Source organism: Vibrio sp. ArtGut-C1 (assembly GCF_002105475.1).
GTDB lineage: Bacteria > Pseudomonadota > Gammaproteobacteria > Enterobacterales > Vibrionaceae > Vibrio > Vibrio diabolicus.
Window position 1 is genome coordinate 175,255 of record NZ_NCTH01000005.1, and the last position, 18,642, is coordinate 193,896.

General features: G+C 45.9%; 14 protein-coding genes. 3 read left to right on the plus strand and 11 right to left on the minus strand.

The genetic code is table 11. The features are described 5' to 3' along the window. Positions 1–20: 20 nt before the first annotated feature. Together B7360_RS06570 and B7360_RS06575 are read left to right on the plus strand one after the other, a co-directional pair. On the plus strand, positions 21–1,277 hold the full coding sequence (locus B7360_RS06570; protein WP_085343023.1) for a D-amino acid dehydrogenase: 1,257 nt from the start codon (positions 21–23) through the stop codon (positions 1,275–1,277). A gap of 307 nt (positions 1,278–1,584) precedes the next feature. Beyond that, the gene (locus tag B7360_RS06575) at positions 1,585–3,132 is read left to right on the plus strand and encodes a sodium:alanine symporter family protein (protein WP_012842106.1); all 1,548 of its coding nucleotides are present in this window, start codon (positions 1,585–1,587) and stop codon (positions 3,130–3,132) included. 99 nt (positions 3,133–3,231) lie between these two features. On the opposite strand, the gene B7360_RS06580 is transcribed toward B7360_RS06575, so the two are convergent. The 5 genes from B7360_RS06580 to guaB form a co-directional block, all read right to left on the minus strand. Beyond that, positions 3,232–3,822 carry a GPR1/FUN34/YaaH family transporter gene (locus B7360_RS06580; protein ID WP_005391518.1) on the minus strand — a complete coding sequence of 197 codons (591 nt, stop codon included), beginning with the start codon at positions 3,820–3,822 and terminating at the stop codon, positions 3,232–3,234. Positions 3,823–4,004: 182 nt separating this feature from the next. After that, positions 4,005–5,708 (minus strand): chitinase, encoded by a 1,704-nt coding sequence (locus B7360_RS06585; RefSeq protein WP_085343025.1) that lies wholly within the window; start codon positions 5,706–5,708, stop codon positions 4,005–4,007. 211 nt (positions 5,709–5,919) lie between these two features. Next, complete coding sequence (locus B7360_RS06590; protein WP_085343028.1) at positions 5,920–7,443, minus strand: Na+/H+ antiporter NhaC family protein; 1,524 nt, start codon at positions 7,441–7,443, stop codon at positions 5,920–5,922. Between the two features lie 166 nt (positions 7,444–7,609). Then, positions 7,610–9,163, minus strand: coding sequence for a glutamine-hydrolyzing GMP synthase (guaA, locus tag B7360_RS06595; RefSeq protein WP_005391523.1), 1,554 nt, complete (start codon positions 9,161–9,163; stop codon positions 7,610–7,612). Positions 9,164–9,262: 99 nt separating this feature from the next. Continuing rightward, positions 9,263–10,729: an IMP dehydrogenase gene (gene guaB / locus B7360_RS06600; protein WP_005391524.1), complete on the minus strand. Its 1,467-nt coding sequence runs from the start codon at positions 10,727–10,729 to the stop codon at positions 9,263–9,265. Between the two features lie 231 nt (positions 10,730–10,960). Here guaB and xseA point away from each other — a divergent pair, with 231 nt between their 5' ends. Beyond that, positions 10,961–12,292, plus strand: a complete 1,332-nt coding sequence (xseA, locus tag B7360_RS06605; protein WP_085343030.1) for an exodeoxyribonuclease VII large subunit — start codon at positions 10,961–10,963, stop codon at positions 12,290–12,292. Positions 12,293–12,305: 13 nt separating this feature from the next. Here xseA and B7360_RS06610 read toward each other — a convergent pair whose 3' ends face one another. The 6 genes from B7360_RS06610 to hisS form a co-directional block, all read right to left on the minus strand. After that, on the minus strand, positions 12,306–12,530 hold the full coding sequence (locus B7360_RS06610) for a zinc ribbon domain-containing protein (protein WP_012842112.1): 225 nt from the start codon (positions 12,528–12,530) through the stop codon (positions 12,306–12,308). A 309-nt stretch (positions 12,531–12,839) separates the two neighbouring features. Further along, the gene (locus B7360_RS06615) at positions 12,840–13,715 is read right to left on the minus strand and encodes a metal-dependent hydrolase (protein ID WP_085343067.1); all 876 of its coding nucleotides are present in this window, start codon (positions 13,713–13,715) and stop codon (positions 12,840–12,842) included. A gap of 59 nt (positions 13,716–13,774) precedes the next feature. Then, entirely contained in the window at positions 13,775–15,271 is a 1,497-nt protein-coding gene (der, locus tag B7360_RS06620; protein ID WP_046874335.1) for a ribosome biogenesis GTPase Der, read from the minus strand. A 167-nt stretch (positions 15,272–15,438) separates the two neighbouring features. Continuing rightward, positions 15,439–16,599, minus strand: a complete 1,161-nt coding sequence (gene bamB / locus B7360_RS06625; protein ID WP_085343032.1) for an outer membrane protein assembly factor BamB — start codon at positions 16,597–16,599, stop codon at positions 15,439–15,441. 12 nt (positions 16,600–16,611) lie between these two features. Next, positions 16,612–17,226 (minus strand): YfgM family protein, encoded by a 615-nt coding sequence (locus tag B7360_RS06630; protein ID WP_085343034.1) that lies wholly within the window; start codon positions 17,224–17,226, stop codon positions 16,612–16,614. A 126-nt stretch (positions 17,227–17,352) separates the two neighbouring features. Next, the gene (gene hisS, locus B7360_RS06635) at positions 17,353–18,621 is read right to left on the minus strand and encodes a histidine--tRNA ligase (RefSeq protein ID WP_085343036.1); all 1,269 of its coding nucleotides are present in this window, start codon (positions 18,619–18,621) and stop codon (positions 17,353–17,355) included. Positions 18,622–18,642 lie beyond the last annotated feature (21 nt).

Here is an 18,642-nt window from a genome sequence, read left to right on the forward strand (position 1 = left end):
TAAATGTGTGGAGTACATCAATGGAAGTCATCGTATTAGGCAGCGGCGTCATCGGCTTAACCTCTGCTTGGTATTTATCTCAAGCAGGCTATCAAGTTACTGTTATTGACCGTCAACCAAGCAGTGCAATGGAAACAAGTTTCGCCAATGCTGGGCAGATCTCGTACGGCTATTCTTCGCCTTGGGCTGCGCCTGGTGTTCCTGTTAAAGCCATAAAGTGGTTAATGGAAGAGCATGCTCCACTCAAAATCAAACCAACCCTCGATGCCGATATGATCAGTTGGGCAAGTAAGATGGTGGCCAACTGCACCCTGTCTCGCTACCAAGTCAACAAAGCTCGCATGCTTTCGATAGCTAACCACAGTCGTATGTGTCTGGAACAATTACGTCAAGAACATGCCATTGAATATCAAGGTCGCCAGTTCGGCACCTTGCAAGTATTTCGAACGCCTCAACAGCTGCAAGCCATTGAAAAGGATATGCAGCTTCTAGAGCAAAGCGGGACTCGGTTTGAGTTGATGGACGTAGAACGCTGCATTGAACAAGAACCTGGACTGGATCTTGTGAAAGATAAACTGGTTGGTGGCTTGCATCTGCCAGATGACGAAACAGGCGATTGCTATCAGTTTTGCCAACAACTAACAGAGCTCGCTAAGGCCCATGGCGTGAGGTTCGAGTTCGACACCGAAGTAAGCAATTGGGTTACAGTAGGCAAAAAGATCATAGGTGTCCAAACGAATCGAGGACAGTTTAAAGCGGACCAATATGTGGTTGCCTCTGGCAGCTATTCTACAGCGCTACTCAAGCAACTCGACATTGAGATTCCTGTCTATCCAGTAAAAGGCTATTCGCTCACCATCCCAATGGAAGATGAGCACTTCTCTCCTCGCTCTACTGTGATGGATGAAACCTATAAAGTCGCCATGACTCGGTTTGATGACAGAATTCGCGTAGCGGGCACCGCAGAATTAGCAGGGTTTGATGCCTCCCTTCCGCAAAAACGAAAAAATACCATCGAAATGGTCATCCGTGATCTTTTCCCTCGCTGCGGCGACTTTAACCAAGCCGAGTTTTGGAGTGGCTTTAGACCAATGACGCCTGATGGCACACCGATTATTGGCGCAACTAAATACGATAACCTTTTTACTAACACCGGACACGGCACTCTGGGTTGGACGATGGCTTGTGGTTCTGGCCACTTGCTAGCGAGCATTATGGCTGGTGAAAAAGCGAAAGTGATGGATGACACAGAGCTTAACCTTTGCCGTTATGCATAAGGGCATATCTGCATAAAAAACAAACAGGCCTTTACTCCACAAAATGCATAATATTTGGCATTTTCAACTCATCAAATATGCAGCACATTTTAATGACAATGTGCTGCATATTTAATCACCAGACAAATCTTCCACCCCAAAGGAGCAAATAAGCAACAAGAACTAAATTTTAACAATCACTCTCCATTCTGTGTTCACCATCACGCTACAAAGGATTTATAGCCAAAAAAGTTAACAATTGCATTACATAAAGGGTAATGTATTGTGTGAAAAACAACCACAAACACAACTAACAGGGAAAATACTCATGCAGTCATTAGTTGATTTTCTGAATGGAATTATTTGGAGCCCGGTACTGATCTATTTGTGCCTTGGTGCAGGTTTGTTCTATTCAATCATGACGCGTTTTGTACAAATTCGTCACTTCTTTGAGATGTGGCGCTTATTACTTTCAGGGAAGAGTTCAACAAAAGGGATATCATCATTTCAGGCACTTGCCGTTTCACTATCTGGCCGTGTAGGTACAGGTAACATTGCTGGTGTTGCTGCCGCTATCGGTTTCGGAGGCCCAGGCGCCGTATTCTGGATGTGGGTCGTTGCCTTTTTTGGCGCGGCAACCGCATACGCAGAGTCGACACTTGCGCAAATCTATAAAGAAGAAGACGAAGGTGAATTCCGTGGTGGTCCTGCTTACTACATTGAAAAAGCAATGGGACAAAAATGGTACGCTTGGATCTTCGCTATCGCGACCATCTTTGCATGTGGTGTTCTACTTCCTGGCGTTCAATCGAACAGCATCGGTAACGCAGTAGAAGCAGCATTTGGCTCAGGTGACATGATTGAAACCGCTATTGGTACCTTCAGTTTTGCTAAAATTTTCACTGGTACGGTTGTCTGTGTCATTCTGGCCTTCATCATCTTCGGTGGCGTAAAACGTATTGCAAACTTTACCCAAATCGTTGTGCCATTTATGGCGCTGGCTTACATCATCACTGCATTTGTCATCATCCTACTAAACATTGGTGAGGTTCCACGCATTTTCGGCATGATCATTGGTGACGCGTTCACACCAATGGCAGGTGTTGGTGCGGCAATCGGTTGGGGTGTAAAACGTGGCGTTTACTCCAACGAAGCAGGTCAAGGTACAGGTCCTCACGCTGCAGCTGCAGCGAGTGTTGATCACCCAGCTCAGCAAGGTCTTGTTCAATCTTTCTCTATTTACATCGATACACTACTTGTGTGTTCAGCAACCGCGTTTATGATTCTTATCACTGGCGCGTACAACGTAAATGGTGCAGTTGAAGGCACGTTCCTAATTCAAAACCTCCCAGCTGATATTGGTGCTAATGGTCCTGTATTTACGCAAATGGCGATCGAAAGTGCACTACCTGGCGTGGGTAAACCATTCATCGCAATCGCACTTTTCTTCTTTGCGTTTACAACCATTCTGGCTTACTACTACATTGCAGAAACGAACATTGCTTACATTCGTCGTACATTCAAAGTAAATGGGCTGATGTTTATTCTGAAAGTCATCATTATTTCATCCGTGTTCTACGGAACCGTGAAAACCGCCAACTTAGCCTGGGCGATGGGTGATGTAGGTGTAGGTCTAATGGCATGGCTTAACATCGTCGGTATTTTGATCATCTTCTTTATGTCGAAACCAGCTCTCAAAGCATTGAACGATTACGAAGAACAACAAAAACGTGGTGTGACCGACTTTACATTCAACCCTGTAGCGCTAGGCATTAAAGGCGCAGATTACTGGGAAGATAAGTACAAGCGTAAAACGGGTAAGGCACCAACGGCAGACAACAGTACTACAGAAACTGTTGAACAACCATCAACATAGCCTTAACGCATAAACAAGAAAAAGCAGTGGTCCGTTTAAGGGCATAAAAAAGGGGATTAACCATTGGTTAATCCCCTTTTCTGCATTATGTGTAAAAGATTAAGCAGCGACAGCTTCAACTTTACGAGCGATTTTTGCTTTACCTACAGGTAGAACTTCACGACCAAATTCGTTGTTTAGTACTTGCGCCATTGCGAAGTAAATCGCGCTTGCACCACAGAAGATACCTTCGAAACCAGCGATAGCACCGATCACTTCACTACCAGTAAAGTCACGAGCTGCGAGTAGGAAGAACAAGATAGTTAGAGAACCAAATACCACTTGCTTCGCTGTTGGGTAGCATAGAGAACCAATGAACATGAAACCAGTGAAGATACCCCAAAGCGCTAGGTACCAGCCCATAAAGCTTGCTGGGCTTGCAGGAAGACCCATGTGAGGCATTACGATCAAGCCTACTAGTGTTAGCCAAAATAGACCGTAAGAAGTAAACGCAGTTGTGCCGAACGTGTCGCCGCGTTTAAAGCACATGATGCCAACGATTACTTGGCTAAGGCCACCGTAAAAGATGCCCATCGCTAGAATCATAGAGTCAATTGGGAAAAATCCTGCGTTATGAATATTAAGCAGAATAGTGGTCATACCGAAACCCATTAGACCTAGCGGTGCTGGGTTAGCCAGTTTTGTCGACATGTACAAATACCTTTTTTCAAAAATGTTGATAAAAAATGCGCGCGAATTTTAATGGGCCCCAGAACAAAAGAGAAAAACTGTTATTGAAAACTTAGATTCCATAAATAAGCAACCGCTCAAATAAAAAAAGACCCCGCTAAAAAGCAGAGTCTTTATAGATGGTTAGACTACTTTTCAATCAACTACAGGCAAGAGATCTCGTCCCAGAACCAGTTACTTTGCGTTGGGCTTTCCCACACTCCAGGGCCGTTTTTTGCGACAAAGCATTTGTTTTGGTACGTCACTTTATCGCCGTTAGCGACTTGCGTTACGCCCGGCTCCCACTGAATAAAATTACCTGTCACTGGTGGTTCTGGCTCGGTTACTGGTGGCTCCGGTTCTGTGACGGGCGGCTCTGGCTCAGTCACTGGTGGTTCAGGTTCCGTTGTAGGCGGCTCTGTCGGAGTGCCTGAGACCAGCTTCCACGGGTCGCCTTTCGTTGGCTCATTACCTTGTGACCACCATTTCGCTTCGTAAACAGCACCTTGGTAAGAGACTTGATCACCAGTGTTGTACACTTTGCTTGCATCCCAAGCTGCCACGCCACCTACAGGCGGATCGACCGGATCTACAGGATCTAACTTGTCAACCACACGAACTTCAGGCCACCCCGCATGAGATTGGTAGAAGTTAGTTACGCACTTCTCGTAATCACCCGCAACTAGCGCAGAGTAAGCCGTTTGGAAACCAACCAACTCACATTCAAACGAATGGCCTCCAGGGCGATCTGAGTAGTATTTCCAGTTACCATCCCAGTTGGTGTAAAGCACGTCTGTCGCACCATTTAGGTTCAGACTGCCGTAAGGCGTCTGCTGCCAACAAGTGTTTGTTTCATCAGCTTCAATTGGAATTTGATAATGGGCGGCAAGACCTTCCCAATAACGAATACGGTTAACAGGTTGACCTTTATCCTTGTTTTGCTCACCACACTCAATACCACCATTGATCACGTTGATGGTGGTACCAAAGCCGTAACCAATGCCAGCATCAAGCTCACGCTGTGAAGGCACCCAAGTACGGTCAATCACATGCAGCATTGCAGGTTTCGGTGCTTGTGGCGTTAGGAAGAACCAGATAGCCGATGCCAAGTTCAGCCATGAATCCGCAACCAAGCCTGGATTTTTTAGCAATACAGATGCATCGCCATCAAACATCACTTCAGAGAACGCGCCATAGTTAAAGTGGTAAGAAAGCTGTTTAGCACCACGTCCAAAGTAACCTTGTCCCGGTTCACATGGCCAACGTTTGTTTTGCCAGTCATTCTGACCACAACCTGTCGTGTAACCTTCTTGACCTTCTGACCAGCCCATTTCACGTACGTGAACCAAAGCTTGCTGCCACTCTTCCAATCCAAGAGGGTTATCCGATACGTTATCAATCGAAATATGACCACCGGTTTCCTGCGCAAAGTGAGCAAAGGCTGTCACGATCGATTTTTTACAAATCGCATCCGAATCACGGCCATCAGTGTACTCACCACAGAATGCTGGGAATTTACCAATCGCACGTAGGAAACGCGTGTAAGTGTATTCAGGTGCGGCCATTTGAGTCAGGAAGTCCCACTCACTTTCAGGGAACACACGCTCTACACGCTTCACGTTTTCTGGGTTGGTTGCCGCTCCAGGAACAATCGCTTCGACGACTGAGTTTGGACGCGTCTCTAGTGCTTGTGACCAAATGGCATACATAGGGTCAGAGGTTTTGCTTTGCTCCATAGCTTGAACGTCACCACGAGCAATGACATAACCATTCGGATTTTGCGGATCAGGCTGGATATTCATACTTGCATTCGCTTGTGCCGCTAGGACACAACTCAATGCAATAGGAAGATGTTTGAGTGCAAACATGTCTAGTCTCCGGGTTTAACAATACAATATACAAGGAATAACTAGACATATAGTGGATCATATATAAAAAACGCCGAGCGAAGTGAGTTCATTCTGCGAGACAAAATGAATAAATAAGTCCTCGCACACATTTTGTCACAAGAAAAATGTTACCTTGACTCAAAAGAAAAGCGGAGACCCAATGAGCCTCCGCTTTATGATATTTCTATCTTTATTGTTCTGCCGAAACCACGTCTAGCTTCGCGGTTGATTTTTGTTTAGACAACACAAAATAAACCACACACTGGGCAACAATGGCGGCAAGCACAATCACTGGCGAGGCGTTGATTCCAGCTAAAAGGAAACACCCTAATGCAATCATTCCATTGAGTAATGCGTAAGGCAACTGTGTACGGAAGTGCTCATACTGCTCACACCCTGCCCCTGTCGACGACAAAATCGTCGTTTCAGAGATTGGCGAGCAGTGATCGCCAAACAGGCCACCAGATAACACCGCACCAATACAAACTAACAATGGAGCATCAATCGCAACAGCGGTTGGGATCACTAATGGCATCATGATGGCGAACGTTCCCCACGACGATCCCGTCGCGAACGAGATAATACCAGCAAGCAAAAAGGCAACCGCTGGCAATAGCCAATAAGGGAAACCCGCTTGAGCTTGTTCAGCAATGTATGCTGCCGCGCCCAGCTCTTTCCCAACAGAGCTAAGCGCCCAAGCCAATACCAAGATAACCGCAACCGACATCATGTTTGACATGCCTTTCAGGTAGACTTGGATACCATCGGAAAGCTTTCTGACGCCATAAAACGCCATCAGCGCAATTAAAGTGAAGGCGGCGAAGAAGTATGCAGAAGACAGCGCAGCCCTAAACGTTGAGCCCGCCACTTTTTGAAAAGGAAAACCGTGTGGTACGAGGATGGTACATAGGACCACCAGCATAACGAGCAAAGGCGCCCAGACAAAACTGGATTTTGCATTTTTATGCGTAAATACATTCATCGATTCTTGAACTTTTCCAAAGTCGGAACCTTGTTCAGCTAACCGTTCGGCCTTCGCCATCGGGCCGAAGTCCAACTTGAAGAAAGAGACAATCGGTACAATCGCAATCGCTAGAAAGGCGTAAAACTGGTACGGAATGGCACCAATGAAAGCATCCCAATCACTCATCGTGACATTTAGAGCCGTAAACTCCTTTTGAATCAAACCCATGATGTAAACGCCCCACCCGATAAAAGGGATCAAGATTGCGACGGGAGAGGATGTGGAATCGATAATAAAAGCTAATTTTTGACGTGATACTTTTAGCTTATCAAATAAAGGCCGGAACACCGGGCCAACAATCAAGGGTGTACCAAGGTCAGAGAAGAAAATAACCACACCACCAAACCATGCGGACAGTTGAGCTTGGCATTTACTCGCCACCCATTGAGTAACCTTTTTAGCAAAAGCAACACCACCACCAGACTTTTCCATCAGCGCAACGAAACCACCAATGAACACTAATAACAAAATCACACCAGCGTTGTAGCTATCGGTAAGTTGCGGCAGTAGATAGCTTTTCATCAACGCACTAAACGAGTCTAGTGGTCCTTTTTCGACAAATGTCCCTTCAAGCATAGCGACGCCACTGACCACACCAGCGAATAAACCAACGACGACATTTCTCGTCGTCAGAGCGAGGAAAAGAGTAATAAGGATGGGAATGAGAGAGGTAACATCAGCCTGTTCCATAGCAATACCATTTATAATATTTAAACAATTAAAATGAATATATATTTAATTTTACCGCATGTATATATCTCCTATAAAAAAGTTGAGTCCCCCTCTTCACAAATTTGAAGCACAAAAAAACCAGCCCGGAGGCTGGTTCTTATAAACTCAACAGTCTAGAGGAAAATTATTCCCACTCGATTGTCGCTGGTGGCTTACCTGAAATATCGTAAACAACACGTGAGATGCCATCAACTTCGTTGATAATACGGTTAGATACCTTACCTAGGAAGTCGTATGGTAGATGCGCCCAGTGTGCCGTCATAAAGTCGATGGTTTCTACTGCACGCAGTGATACAACCCAGTCGTATTTACGGCCATCACCCATTACACCTACAGAGCGAACAGGTAGGAATACCGTGAACGCTTGAGATACTTTGTCATAAAGGTCTGCAGCGTGAAGCTCTTCAATGAAGATAGCATCAGCACGACGTAGCAAGTCACAGTATTCTTTCTTGATTTCACCAAGAACACGAACACCTAGACCTGGACCTGGGAATGGGTGGCGGTAAAGCATGTTATAAGGCAGGCCTAGCTCTAGACCAATCTTACGTACTTCATCTTTGAACAGCTCACGTAGTGGCTCAACAAGACCCATTTCCATTTCATCTGGTAGACCGCCCACGTTGTGGTGCGATTTGATCACGTGCGCTTTACCAGTCTTAGATGCCGCAGACTCGATTACATCAGGGTAAATCGTACCTTGAGCTAGCCATTTCGCGTTTTTCAGCTTCTTAGACTCTTCATCGAATACATCTACGAATACGTGACCGATAGTCTTACGCTTCTCTTCTGGGTCAGACTTGCCTTTCAGAGCTTCAAGGAAACGATCTTCTGCATCAACTTTGATGATGTTTAGGCCGAACTTATCGCCAAACATATCCATCACTTGTTGGCCTTCGTTTAAACGAAGTAGACCGTTATCGACAAATACACACGTTAGCTTGTCGCCAATTGCGCGGTGCACCAGCATCGCAACAACAGATGAATCCACACCACCAGATAAGCCTAGGATAACTTCGTCGTCACCCACTTGCTCTTTAATGCGAGCAACCGCGTCTTCGATGATAGATTCCGATGTCCATAGACGCTCACAGCCACATACGCCAAGAACAAAGTTCTCAAGCATTTGTAAGCCACCTTTTGTGTGTGTCACTTCTGGGTGGAACTGAACGCCGTAGTATTTCTTCTCTTCGTTCGCCATCGCAGCGTAAGGACAAGTGTCTGTCTCACCAACTTTTACGAAATCGGCTGGGATCTCTACTACTTTGTCGCCGTGGCTCATCCAAACGTCTTGAGTTGCTTCAAGATCTTTAAATAAGGCACATTCACCAGAAACTTTAACCTGAGCGTAGCCAAACTCACGTTCGTTAGAGCCTGCTACTTTGCCACCTAGTTGTTCCGCCATAGTTTGCATGCCGTAACATACGCCAAGTAAAGGAACACCAGAATCAAACACATATTGAGGCGCGCGTGGAGAGTTCTCTTCCGTTACGCTTTCTGGACCACCAGATAGGATAATGCCATCTGGGTTGAATTCGCGAATATCCGCTTCTTCTACATCCCAGCTCCATAGTTCACAGTAAACGCCGATTTCACGTACGCGGCGTGCTACTAATTGAGTGTACTGAGAACCGAAGTCCAAGATCAGAATACGTTGGTCATGGATATTTTTAGTCATTTTGAGCAGTCTTTTTAAGGCTAAGTGATTAAAACCGAGGCGAGTGTACTCGCCTCTTCTTAATGCTTCAAGGAAAAAGCAAACGTTTCCGTCGGGTAATTAGTTCCCTAGACGGTAGTTCGGCGCTTCCTTAGTAATTTGAACATCGTGTACATGAGACTCTTGCATACCTGCACCAGAGATACGTACAAATTCAGCTTTCGTACGCATATCTTCGATAGTTGCAGAGCCAGTTAGACCCATGCTTGAACGTAGACCACCCATTTGTTGGTGTACGATCTCTTTTAGACGGCCTTTGTATGCGATACGACCTTCGATACCTTCTGGTACTAGCTTGTCCGCTGCGTTGTCAGACTGGAAGTAACGGTCAGAAGAACCTTGAGACATTGCACCAAGAGAACCCATGCCACGGTAAGACTTGTAAGAACGGCCGTTGTATAGAATCACTTCACCTGGCGCTTCTTCAGTACCTGCAAACATAGAACCAACCATCACACATGATGCGCCCGCTACGATTGCTTTACAGATATCACCTGAGAAACGGATACCACCGTCAGCGATAACTGGAATACCATAATCATTAGCAACTTCTGCCGCATCTGCGATTGCAGTGATTTGTGGAACCCCCACACCCGTTACAATACGAGTTGTACAGATAGAACCAGGGCCGATACCAACTTTCACTGCGCTTACGCCAGCTTCGATTAGTGCTTTAGCACCAGCACCTGTTGCTACGTTACCACCGATGATGTCTAGATCTGGGTAAGCTGCACGTGTTTCACGAATGCGGCTTAGAACACCTTCAGAATGACCGTGTGAAGAGTCGATAAGTAGAACGTCAACGCCAGCTTCAACTAGTGCAGCAACTCGCTCTTCGTTACCAGCACCAGCACCAACTGCTGCGCCAACACGTAGGCGACCACGCTCATCTTTACATGCGTTTGGTTTACGTTCTGCTTTGTGGAAGTCTTTCGCAGTAATCATACCGGTTAGTTGGAACTCATCATTCACAACCAATACTTTCTCTACGCGAGCTTCGTGCATTTTCTCTTGCACTTCTTCTCGTGTTGCACCTTCTTTAACTGCTGCCAACTTCTCTTTTGGCGTCATTACTGAAGATACTTTCTTAGAAAGGTCCGTCACAAAACGAACGTCACGACCAGTGATAATACCAACAAGCTCATTGCTCTCAGTGACAACAGGGAAACCTGCAAAACCATGCTTTTCAGTGAGTGCAACAACATCAGCGATGGTCGCGTCAGGGTTTACTGTAACCGCGTCAGTCACCATACCAGCTTCGAACTTCTTAACTTTACGAACTTCGGCTGCCTGCTGCTCAATAGACATGTTCTTGTGGATAAAGCCAATGCCACCCTCTTGCGCTAGCGCGATCGCTAGACGAGCTTCAGTAACAGTGTCCATAGACGCTGAAATCATTGGGATGTTTAGGGTGATGTTCTTAGTTAGCTGAGTGCGAAGATCAGCTGTGTTTGGGAGAACGGTGGAGTGTGCTGGCACAAGTAGTACGTCATCAAATGTCAGCGCTTCTTTGGCAATTCTTAGCATTTGCAATATCTCACAATTAGAGGAGTAAAAAGAACAATCCAATCTCATCGTTTCGCATAATGAGGGTAACCTGTGTTAGCAACAAGCTACATTTGGATTAGATATTGCGGAGGGATTATACGGTTAACGCAATCGCTTGACCACAAATTTTTTAATTTTTTTCTTGCAATTACCCCCTTGCTATGTATTATATTGCCGCTAATTTCCATACTCACGTCTAAGAGATTAGCTGTGCTCTCCAAGACCAATCAAAACATCTTTACTGTTTCTCGTCTCAACGCAGAAGTTCGTTTACTCCTTGAAAACGAAATGGGGATCGTTTGGCTCGTCGGAGAGATATCCAACTTTTCAGCTCCTGTCTCTGGTCACTGGTACCTCACTCTTAAAGACTCTCGCGCTCAAGTTAAATGTGCCATGTTTCGTGGTAACAATCGCCGCGTTACTTTCAAGCCCGCTAACGGTAATCAAGTCCTAGTAAAAGCTCGTCTTTCTCTTTATGAGCCTCGCGGTGACTACCAATTGATCATCGAAAGCATGCAACCGGAAGGTGACGGCCGTCTTCAGCAAGAGTTTGAAGAGCTGAAAATGAAGCTTGCCGCAGAAGGTTTGTTTGCTCAAACCAATAAGCAACCTTTGCCTGAACACCCAAAACGTGTTGGCGTCATCACATCGAAAACTGGTGCCGCGCTTTACGATATCTTAGACGTATTGAAACGTCGTGATCCTTCCCTACCCGTTGTGATTTATCCGACAGTGGTACAAGGTGAAGATGCAGCCATTCAAATCGCACAAGCCATTGGTCGCGCTAACAGCCGTGATGAATGTGATGTGCTAATTGTGGGCCGAGGTGGTGGTTCATTGGAAGACTTATGGTGCTTTAACAACGAGATATTAGCTCGCACGATTGCAGCAAGCCAAATTCCTATTATTAGCGCCGTTGGACATGAAGTTGACGTGACAATAGCTGATTTTGTCGCCGACGTACGCGCGCCTACTCCATCAGCAGCCGCTGAGCTAGTAAGCCGTGATAACAGCCACAAAGATCAAGCTTTAGTTACCCGCCAGCATAAGTTAGCGAGCGCGATGCGTTACTACCTAGCACAACAAAAGCAGCAATCTGCGCAATTAATGCACCGTCTAGAGAGACAGCACCCAAGCTATCGCTTGCAACGTCAGACGCAACAGTTAGATGATTTGGACATGCGCTTACAGCGAGCGATGAGTCGTTTTATTGCCTTGCGCCAACAGCGAATCGAGCGTCAACATTATCGGCTGCAATTAAATTCTCCTGTAACACGCCTTGCCGAGCAGAAGTCGAAGCTAGAACGTGTTGAGCAAAAGCTGATGGATGCAATGGATCGCAAATTACTGACTATGCGCCATCAACTCGCGATTGCTGCAGAGAAGTTAGACACCGTCAGCCCACTAGCGACATTGAAACGAGGTTACTCAATAACTCAAACTGAGCAAGGTAAAGTAATTACGCAATCTTCAGATGTTAAGTCGGGAGATGTATTGATTACTCGATTAGCCGAAGGCGACGTTCGTTCTACCGTTAACTGAATACAAACTCTGGTTAACTGATTTTCTGGAACTCAAATCGGACACGTGATTTTGATTTGAGTTCATTACACACATTACAAAAGTAGCTCGCAGCACCGCATGCTTGCAGCTTCTCCAGCTCCGCCTCACAATCAGGGCAAAAACCTACTTTTTTAAAATCCGATTCACACTGTGCACAATGGTATTGTCCTGTCCATTCCAGTTCGACATTGCAAGTCGGGCAAATGTTCTGCTGCATATCCCGTTCCTCTCTCTAAACTAAGCAATTTCGAGTAACGCATGCTACTCAAAATAACGAACAAGTATGTTGATCTTCATCACCGCCCCAACAAGTTTCACGAGGCGCTAACCATACTTGATACGTAGGATCTTATACTGATCGTCTGATATTTACTCCTTGATCAGCGATCACCCCTTAAAAGAATATTTATATAACCACACACCGAAAGCATAAGTTACATATTCTGCATCTCAATTTAACACAGGATAAAAATCCTTAAGTTAATTTAAATAAACAAAAAATCAGAATTTAATAAAAAGATCTTATTCAGAAAGCCGCGTTTACATTGGTGTGCATTTCGATAGTTTGAGCGTCGAGCTCAACGAGTTTAACTTGGATAAAAGCAAACTCATTTAAATGGCTCGCATGCGTTCCACCACAAGGGATTACCGCTAATTGACCTTCCCCTAAATCGCACTTCCAATAGCGAGAATCCGTTAATCTATCGCCGTGGCATTCCATGGTGATCATCACATCTCGTCGAAGCCATTCCACCAGTTGGCTATTCACTTTTTCTGCAATCGCCTGGAGGTCATTCAGCATATCTGCACTGTTTAATCCTCTTTTACGGAGTGTTTTGCCTAAACGGTACGTATCGAGGCACTTGTCTGGAGTGACATAACTCGTAACTTGCGCATAGCTATTAAAGTCATAATAACCATGCGGGTCTTTGCGGTCTGCGTCTTTTCGCCAGTAGCCTTTCGCTAGCACTTTATTCAACGCCAAATACGCTAAGTGTCCTGCAGTGTGGCCTCGGCTCAAAGCATTTTGATAGTCTTTATCTACCGCTAATGTCACCCAGTCATTAATTGCAAGTGATTCCGTGCGTGATAAAATATGCACGACGACAAACACCCAACCTTCAGCATCACGCTTTACAGGGATGTCACTACCCACATACAGAGCACCACTTTTCTGCTCTACTGCGCCCACTTGGCAATCTATCACTTCATGCTCAGCCCCATTCACCTTCAACGTTCCTTTGTCTGCAGGGTGATCCGGCCATATGTGACTAACGGGATGGAACGGCGTGACATCTGTAATAACGTAAGTCACTTCTTCCGTAGATTGAACGAGCTGTATTTGTGCTTCTAATTGCCATGTTTGATGACAAAAACGAGTCTTTGTTGCTGTGATAGTCATTTTTACGATTACTTTTGATAAAAAAATACCCAAGTAGAAACTTGGGTATTCGAATTTCATTATTTATTGCGGTTTTTCACCATCGACATCATACGCTTACGTTTACGCTCTTGTGATAGCGTAAGCTTATTCGTACGGTTCTCGTATGGGTTATCACTGTTGTGGAAGTTAATGCGAATCGGTGTTCCCATAATTTCCAGAGACTTACGGAAGTAGTTCATCAGATAACGTTTATACGAATCTGGCAATTCACGAACCATGTTACCGTGGATAACAACGATCGGTGGATTGTAACCACCTGCGTGTGCGTATTTGAGTTTGATACGACGACCACGAACCATTGGCGGCTGGTGATCATCCACTGCCATCTTCATGATACGCGTCAGTACTGACGTACCCACACGCGTTGTCGCCGAGTTATATGCTTCTTGGATAGATTCAAACAAGTGACCAACGCCAGTACCGTGCAGCGCAGAGATAAAGTGGATACGCGCGAAGTCGACGAATCCTAAACGGCGGTCCAGTTCTTTCTTCACGCTTTCTTTCACGTCACTGTCTAGGCCATCCCACTTGTTAACGGCGATGACAATTGAGCGGCCAGCATTCAGTGCAAAACCAAGCAAGCTTAGGTCTTGGTCTGAAATATTTTCACGTGCATCAATCACCAGTAGAACGACGTTTGCATCTTCTACCGCTTTCAGCGTCTTAACAACAGAGAACTTTTCAACCGTTTCATTGATACGACCACGGCGACGAACACCTGCGGTATCAATTAGTACGTATTCGCGTCCATCACGCTCCATCGGGATGTAGATAGAATCACGCGTCGTACCAGGCATATCGTATACAACCACACGTTCTTCACCCAGAATACGGTTAGTCAGTGTCGATTTACCTACGTTAGGACGACCGATGATCGCCAACTTAATCGGCTGCTCTTGAAGGCGCTTGAATTCAGCTTCTGCGTCTTCTTCAGTGTAATCTTCAACAAGAGGCTCTTCGTCTTCGAATCCAGTCAGGTCTTCAATCTCACCGTCTTCAGATTCACTTGTTAATAGATCATCAAAGAATGGAGATAAAGCACGCTCAAGCAAAGCGGTCACACCACGGCCATGAGCGGCCGCAATCTGGTACATATCATCCACGCCGAGCTGCCAAAAATCAGCACACGCCGCATCGGCATCAATACCATCTATTTTGTTTACCACCAGCATCGCTGGCTTTTCAATTTTACGCAGATGCGCAGCAATTGCTGCATCTGAAGGTGTCAGACCAGCACGACCGTCAACAAGGAACAATACAACATCAGCCTCATCAATCGCGGCTAATGACTGTTCTGCCATCTTTGTTTCCACGCCTTCTTCTGTGCCATCAATACCGCCGGTATCAATCACAATGAATTCGTGCTCTTCACCAAGTCTCGCCTGGCCATACTTACGGTCTCGCGTTAGGCCTGGAAAGTCCGCAACCAACGCGTCACGAGTGCGAGTCAATCGGTTAAATAGTGTAGATTTACCTACGTTCGGACGCCCTACAAGAGCTACAACAGGTACCATAACAACCTCTACAATAATCTTTCTTCTGTAGTTATAGGTAACGACTTGCTCGATGCCAAATCAAACCAGCTTTTTACCTATAACCACGTCAGGGTTAATAAATTCAAACAACAAAACGGCTCCTAGCTGTCACCAGCCAGGAGCCGAATGTGAATTATATCACGATATTATTCGTTAATGGTTAGTTTCTTTACATCGCCGTTGCGAGTTGTAATCACATAACCATCCGACAATAACGTCGGGCCAACGGCCAAGCCGCTATCATCGATAAACTGCTGCGCAACAAATTCGCCCGTTGAACGATCCATCCAGTGAAGGTAACCAAGCGTGTCACCGACAACGAGGTAATTGCCGACAATAACTGGCGCAGTAAGTTGTCGGTGCTCAAGCAAGCTGTTTTCCCACAACTCAGTCCCACTTCGTGAATCAACGGCAACAACATGATCTTTTTCCGTTATCACAAAGATGCGGCTACCATCTGTAGAAATGTCTGTTGCAGATGAGTAATTACGCTTCCAAATCGGGTTCGCTGAACGCAAATCAATGGCGATAAGTTGACCATTGTATCCAATGGTGAAAAGAGTACCGCCTAGCACAATTGGCGATGAATCAACATCAACCAAACGATCAATTTCTGTCGCGCCTTTTGGCGTACCAACAGGCTGTTGCCAAATCAGCTGACCACGCTCAACGATAGCAGCTGCGAGTCGGCCATTTGCCGTTCCCCAAAATACACCGCCGCCAATTGCAGTCGGAGTACTGTCGCCACGTAAAGTTAGGTTCGGCACTTCTGTACTCAATGCCCAGCGTTGCTCACCTGTACTCTCATTGAGGGCAATCAACATGCCTCGGCTCGTATTGATGATAATAAGGCCTGAATCTGCAACTGGCTTCGCCAGTACCTCACCACCAACTTTTACACGCCAAGCAATTTCACCTGTTTCTTGGTCAAGAGAGATGACTTCACCATTCTCAGAGCCAATGTAAAGGTTTCCGTATGCTGCTGTGATACCACCAGAGAGACGAGCAATGACATCTTCTTCTAGGTCCGTTTGCCAACGTTGTTTACCGTTTTCAGGATCCAGCGCTTTTACTAAGCCATCGCGACTTGCCACGAACAATGTATCATTCGCAAATACAGGGGATAGCTTTGAAAAGTAATGACCAACACCATCGCCAACCGATGTACTCCACTCACTACTGGTTGTAAACTCACTGTCTACCTGAGGTAGTGGCGCCATTACAATGGTATCTTTCTCACCAGCACAACCGGCAAGAATTCCCATTGTTAACGCCCCTAACAAGGCGTTGTTAAAGACTCTTTTCATCCAATGCGGTCCTTATTTCGCCAGATCGTCCAATTTCATTTGTAGTGTCGGGCTTGCGTCTGCCGCTTGCTGAGCTTCAGTATACGCAGCGTATGCGGCATCTTTGTCATCTTGGCGAATCGCAATATCGCCACGAAGTTCAGCAATACGACCTGTCCATGCTGCATCAGTGACGTTACTTAGCTCTGCCGTTGCAGCGTCAAAGTTACCCATTTCCGTTTCAATGCGCGCAATGCGGTAACTAATCAATGGTAACAGCGCAGCATCTTGAGTGTTGCTTTGCGCCCACTTCAATTGCTCTAATGCAGCAGAAAGATCTTGAGCTTCAACTTGTGCTTTAGCAAGTTGTAGCGCAGCCAATACTGAATATTCTTTTACTTCATTTGACTCAATGAAAGCTTTCACGTCAGCTTGAGCATCAGTACCTTTATCTTGCAAAGCATTCATTGCTGTCGTGTAGCTTTGAGAAGCTGCTTCACTCGCCTGAATCACAGAATCCTGGTAGTAACGCCAGCCAAATAGACCACCTAAGCCAACAACCGCACCGATGATGACGGCTTTGCCGTTTTCCTTCCACCAGTCTTTAATGGCTTCAACTTGTTGTTCTTCAGTATCGTAAAGTTCCACTTCCTGTCCTCTTAAAACATGTAAATGGCAGCTTAGCTGCCATTGTTCCTATTTCGTTTAAAGGCTCCACATTTGGGAGCCTTAGCTTACGAACTAGGATGTAATTTTGTTAGATTACTAAAAGACTTAAATCAGTGCTGCGATCTTTTCTGCAACTTCTGCTTGGTTGTAAGTCTCTTGCTCACCATCGGCCAAATCTTTCAGTACTACGGTATTATCCGCAACTTCGTTTTCACCCAGAACTAATGCTACAACAGCACCAACTTTGTCTGCGCGTTTAAACTGTTTCTTGAAGTTACCGCCACCGAAGTGATTCATCACACGAACGCCAGGGATAGACTCACGAAGCTGCTCTGCTAGCTTCATTCCTGCCATCATGGTGCCTTCACCCGCTGTGACTACGTACACGTCAACACTGCGACGAACGTCTGTCAGTTCCAACGTTTCTAGCATCAGTACTAGACGCTCTAGGCCCATTGCAAAGCCAACGGCTGGTGTTGGTTTACCACCTAATTGCTCTACAAGGCCATCGTAACGACCACCGCCACATACTGTGCCTTGAGCACCTAGGCTTTCAGTGATCCATTCAAATACCGTGCGGTTGTAGTAATCCAGACCACGAACTAGACGTTCGTTAACTGTGTATTCGATACCTGCGGCGTCTAAAAGTTCACATAGACCTGCGAAGTGTGCTTTAGATTCTTCACCTAAGTAATCTGAAAGGCGAGGTGCATCACCTAAAATAGCTTGAACGTCAGGGTTCTTCGTATCCAGAACACGCAGTGGGTTCGTGTGCATGCGACGCTTACAATCTTCGTCTAGCACATCAATATGTTGCTCAAGGAACGCAACCAGTGCAGTACGGTAGTCTGCGCGATCTTCTTGAGAACCGATAGAGTTAAGCTCAAGACGAACATGTTCATTGATACCCAGTTCACGCCATAAGCGCGCCGTCATCATGATAAGCTCTGCATCAACATCTGGACCATTTAGACCAAACACCTCAACACCACACTGATGGAATTGACGGTAACGACCTTTCTGCGGACGTTCATGGCGGAACATAGGCCCCATGTACCACAGACGCTGTTCGTCACGGTTGATCAGGCTGTTTTGAATACATGAACGTACACAACCCGCCGTACCTTCAGGGCGAAGTGTTAGGCTGTCTCCGTTACGATCATCAAAGGTGTACATTTCTTTTGAAACGACGTCTGTCTCTTCACCAACAGCGCGGCTGAATAGGTTTGTTTCTTCAACGATTGGCATGCGCACTTCGTTATAACCGTATGCGCTAATTACATTTTTCACTGTGTTTTCTAGTTTCTGCCACAGTGGAGACTGAGTTGGGAGGCAATCGTTCATGCCTCGAATTGCTTGAATTGTTTTTGCCACAATACTTACCGTAATTCTCGT

What these genes read in the sequence shown, in the direction of transcription:
- B7360_RS06615 (WP_085343067.1), bottom strand. Translation starts at nt 13,715, where the DNA reads ATGACTATCACAGCAACAAAGACTCGTTTTTGTCATCAAACATGGCAA.
- B7360_RS06590 (WP_085343028.1), bottom strand. Translation starts at nt 7,443, where the DNA reads ATGGAACAGGCTGATGTTACCTCTCTCATTCCCATCCTTATTACTCTT.
- bamB (WP_085343032.1), bottom strand. Translation starts at nt 16,599, where the DNA reads ATGAAAAGAGTCTTTAACAACGCCTTGTTAGGGGCGTTAACAATGGGA.
- guaA (WP_005391523.1), bottom strand. Translation starts at nt 9,163, where the DNA reads ATGACTAAAAATATCCATGACCAACGTATTCTGATCTTGGACTTCGGT.
- B7360_RS06575 (WP_012842106.1), top strand. Translation starts at nt 1,585, where the DNA reads ATGCAGTCATTAGTTGATTTTCTGAATGGAATTATTTGGAGCCCGGTA.
- B7360_RS06585 (WP_085343025.1), bottom strand. Translation starts at nt 5,708, where the DNA reads ATGTTTGCACTCAAACATCTTCCTATTGCATTGAGTTGTGTCCTAGCG.
- der (WP_046874335.1), bottom strand. Translation starts at nt 15,271, where the DNA reads ATGGTACCTGTTGTAGCTCTTGTAGGGCGTCCGAACGTAGGTAAATCT.
- guaB (WP_005391524.1), bottom strand. Translation starts at nt 10,729, where the DNA reads ATGCTAAGAATTGCCAAAGAAGCGCTGACATTTGATGACGTACTACTT.
- B7360_RS06580 (WP_005391518.1), bottom strand. Translation starts at nt 3,822, where the DNA reads ATGTCGACAAAACTGGCTAACCCAGCACCGCTAGGTCTAATGGGTTTC.
- B7360_RS06570 (WP_085343023.1), top strand. Translation starts at nt 21, where the DNA reads ATGGAAGTCATCGTATTAGGCAGCGGCGTCATCGGCTTAACCTCTGCT.
- B7360_RS06610 (WP_012842112.1), bottom strand. Translation starts at nt 12,530, where the DNA reads ATGCAGCAGAACATTTGCCCGACTTGCAATGTCGAACTGGAATGGACA.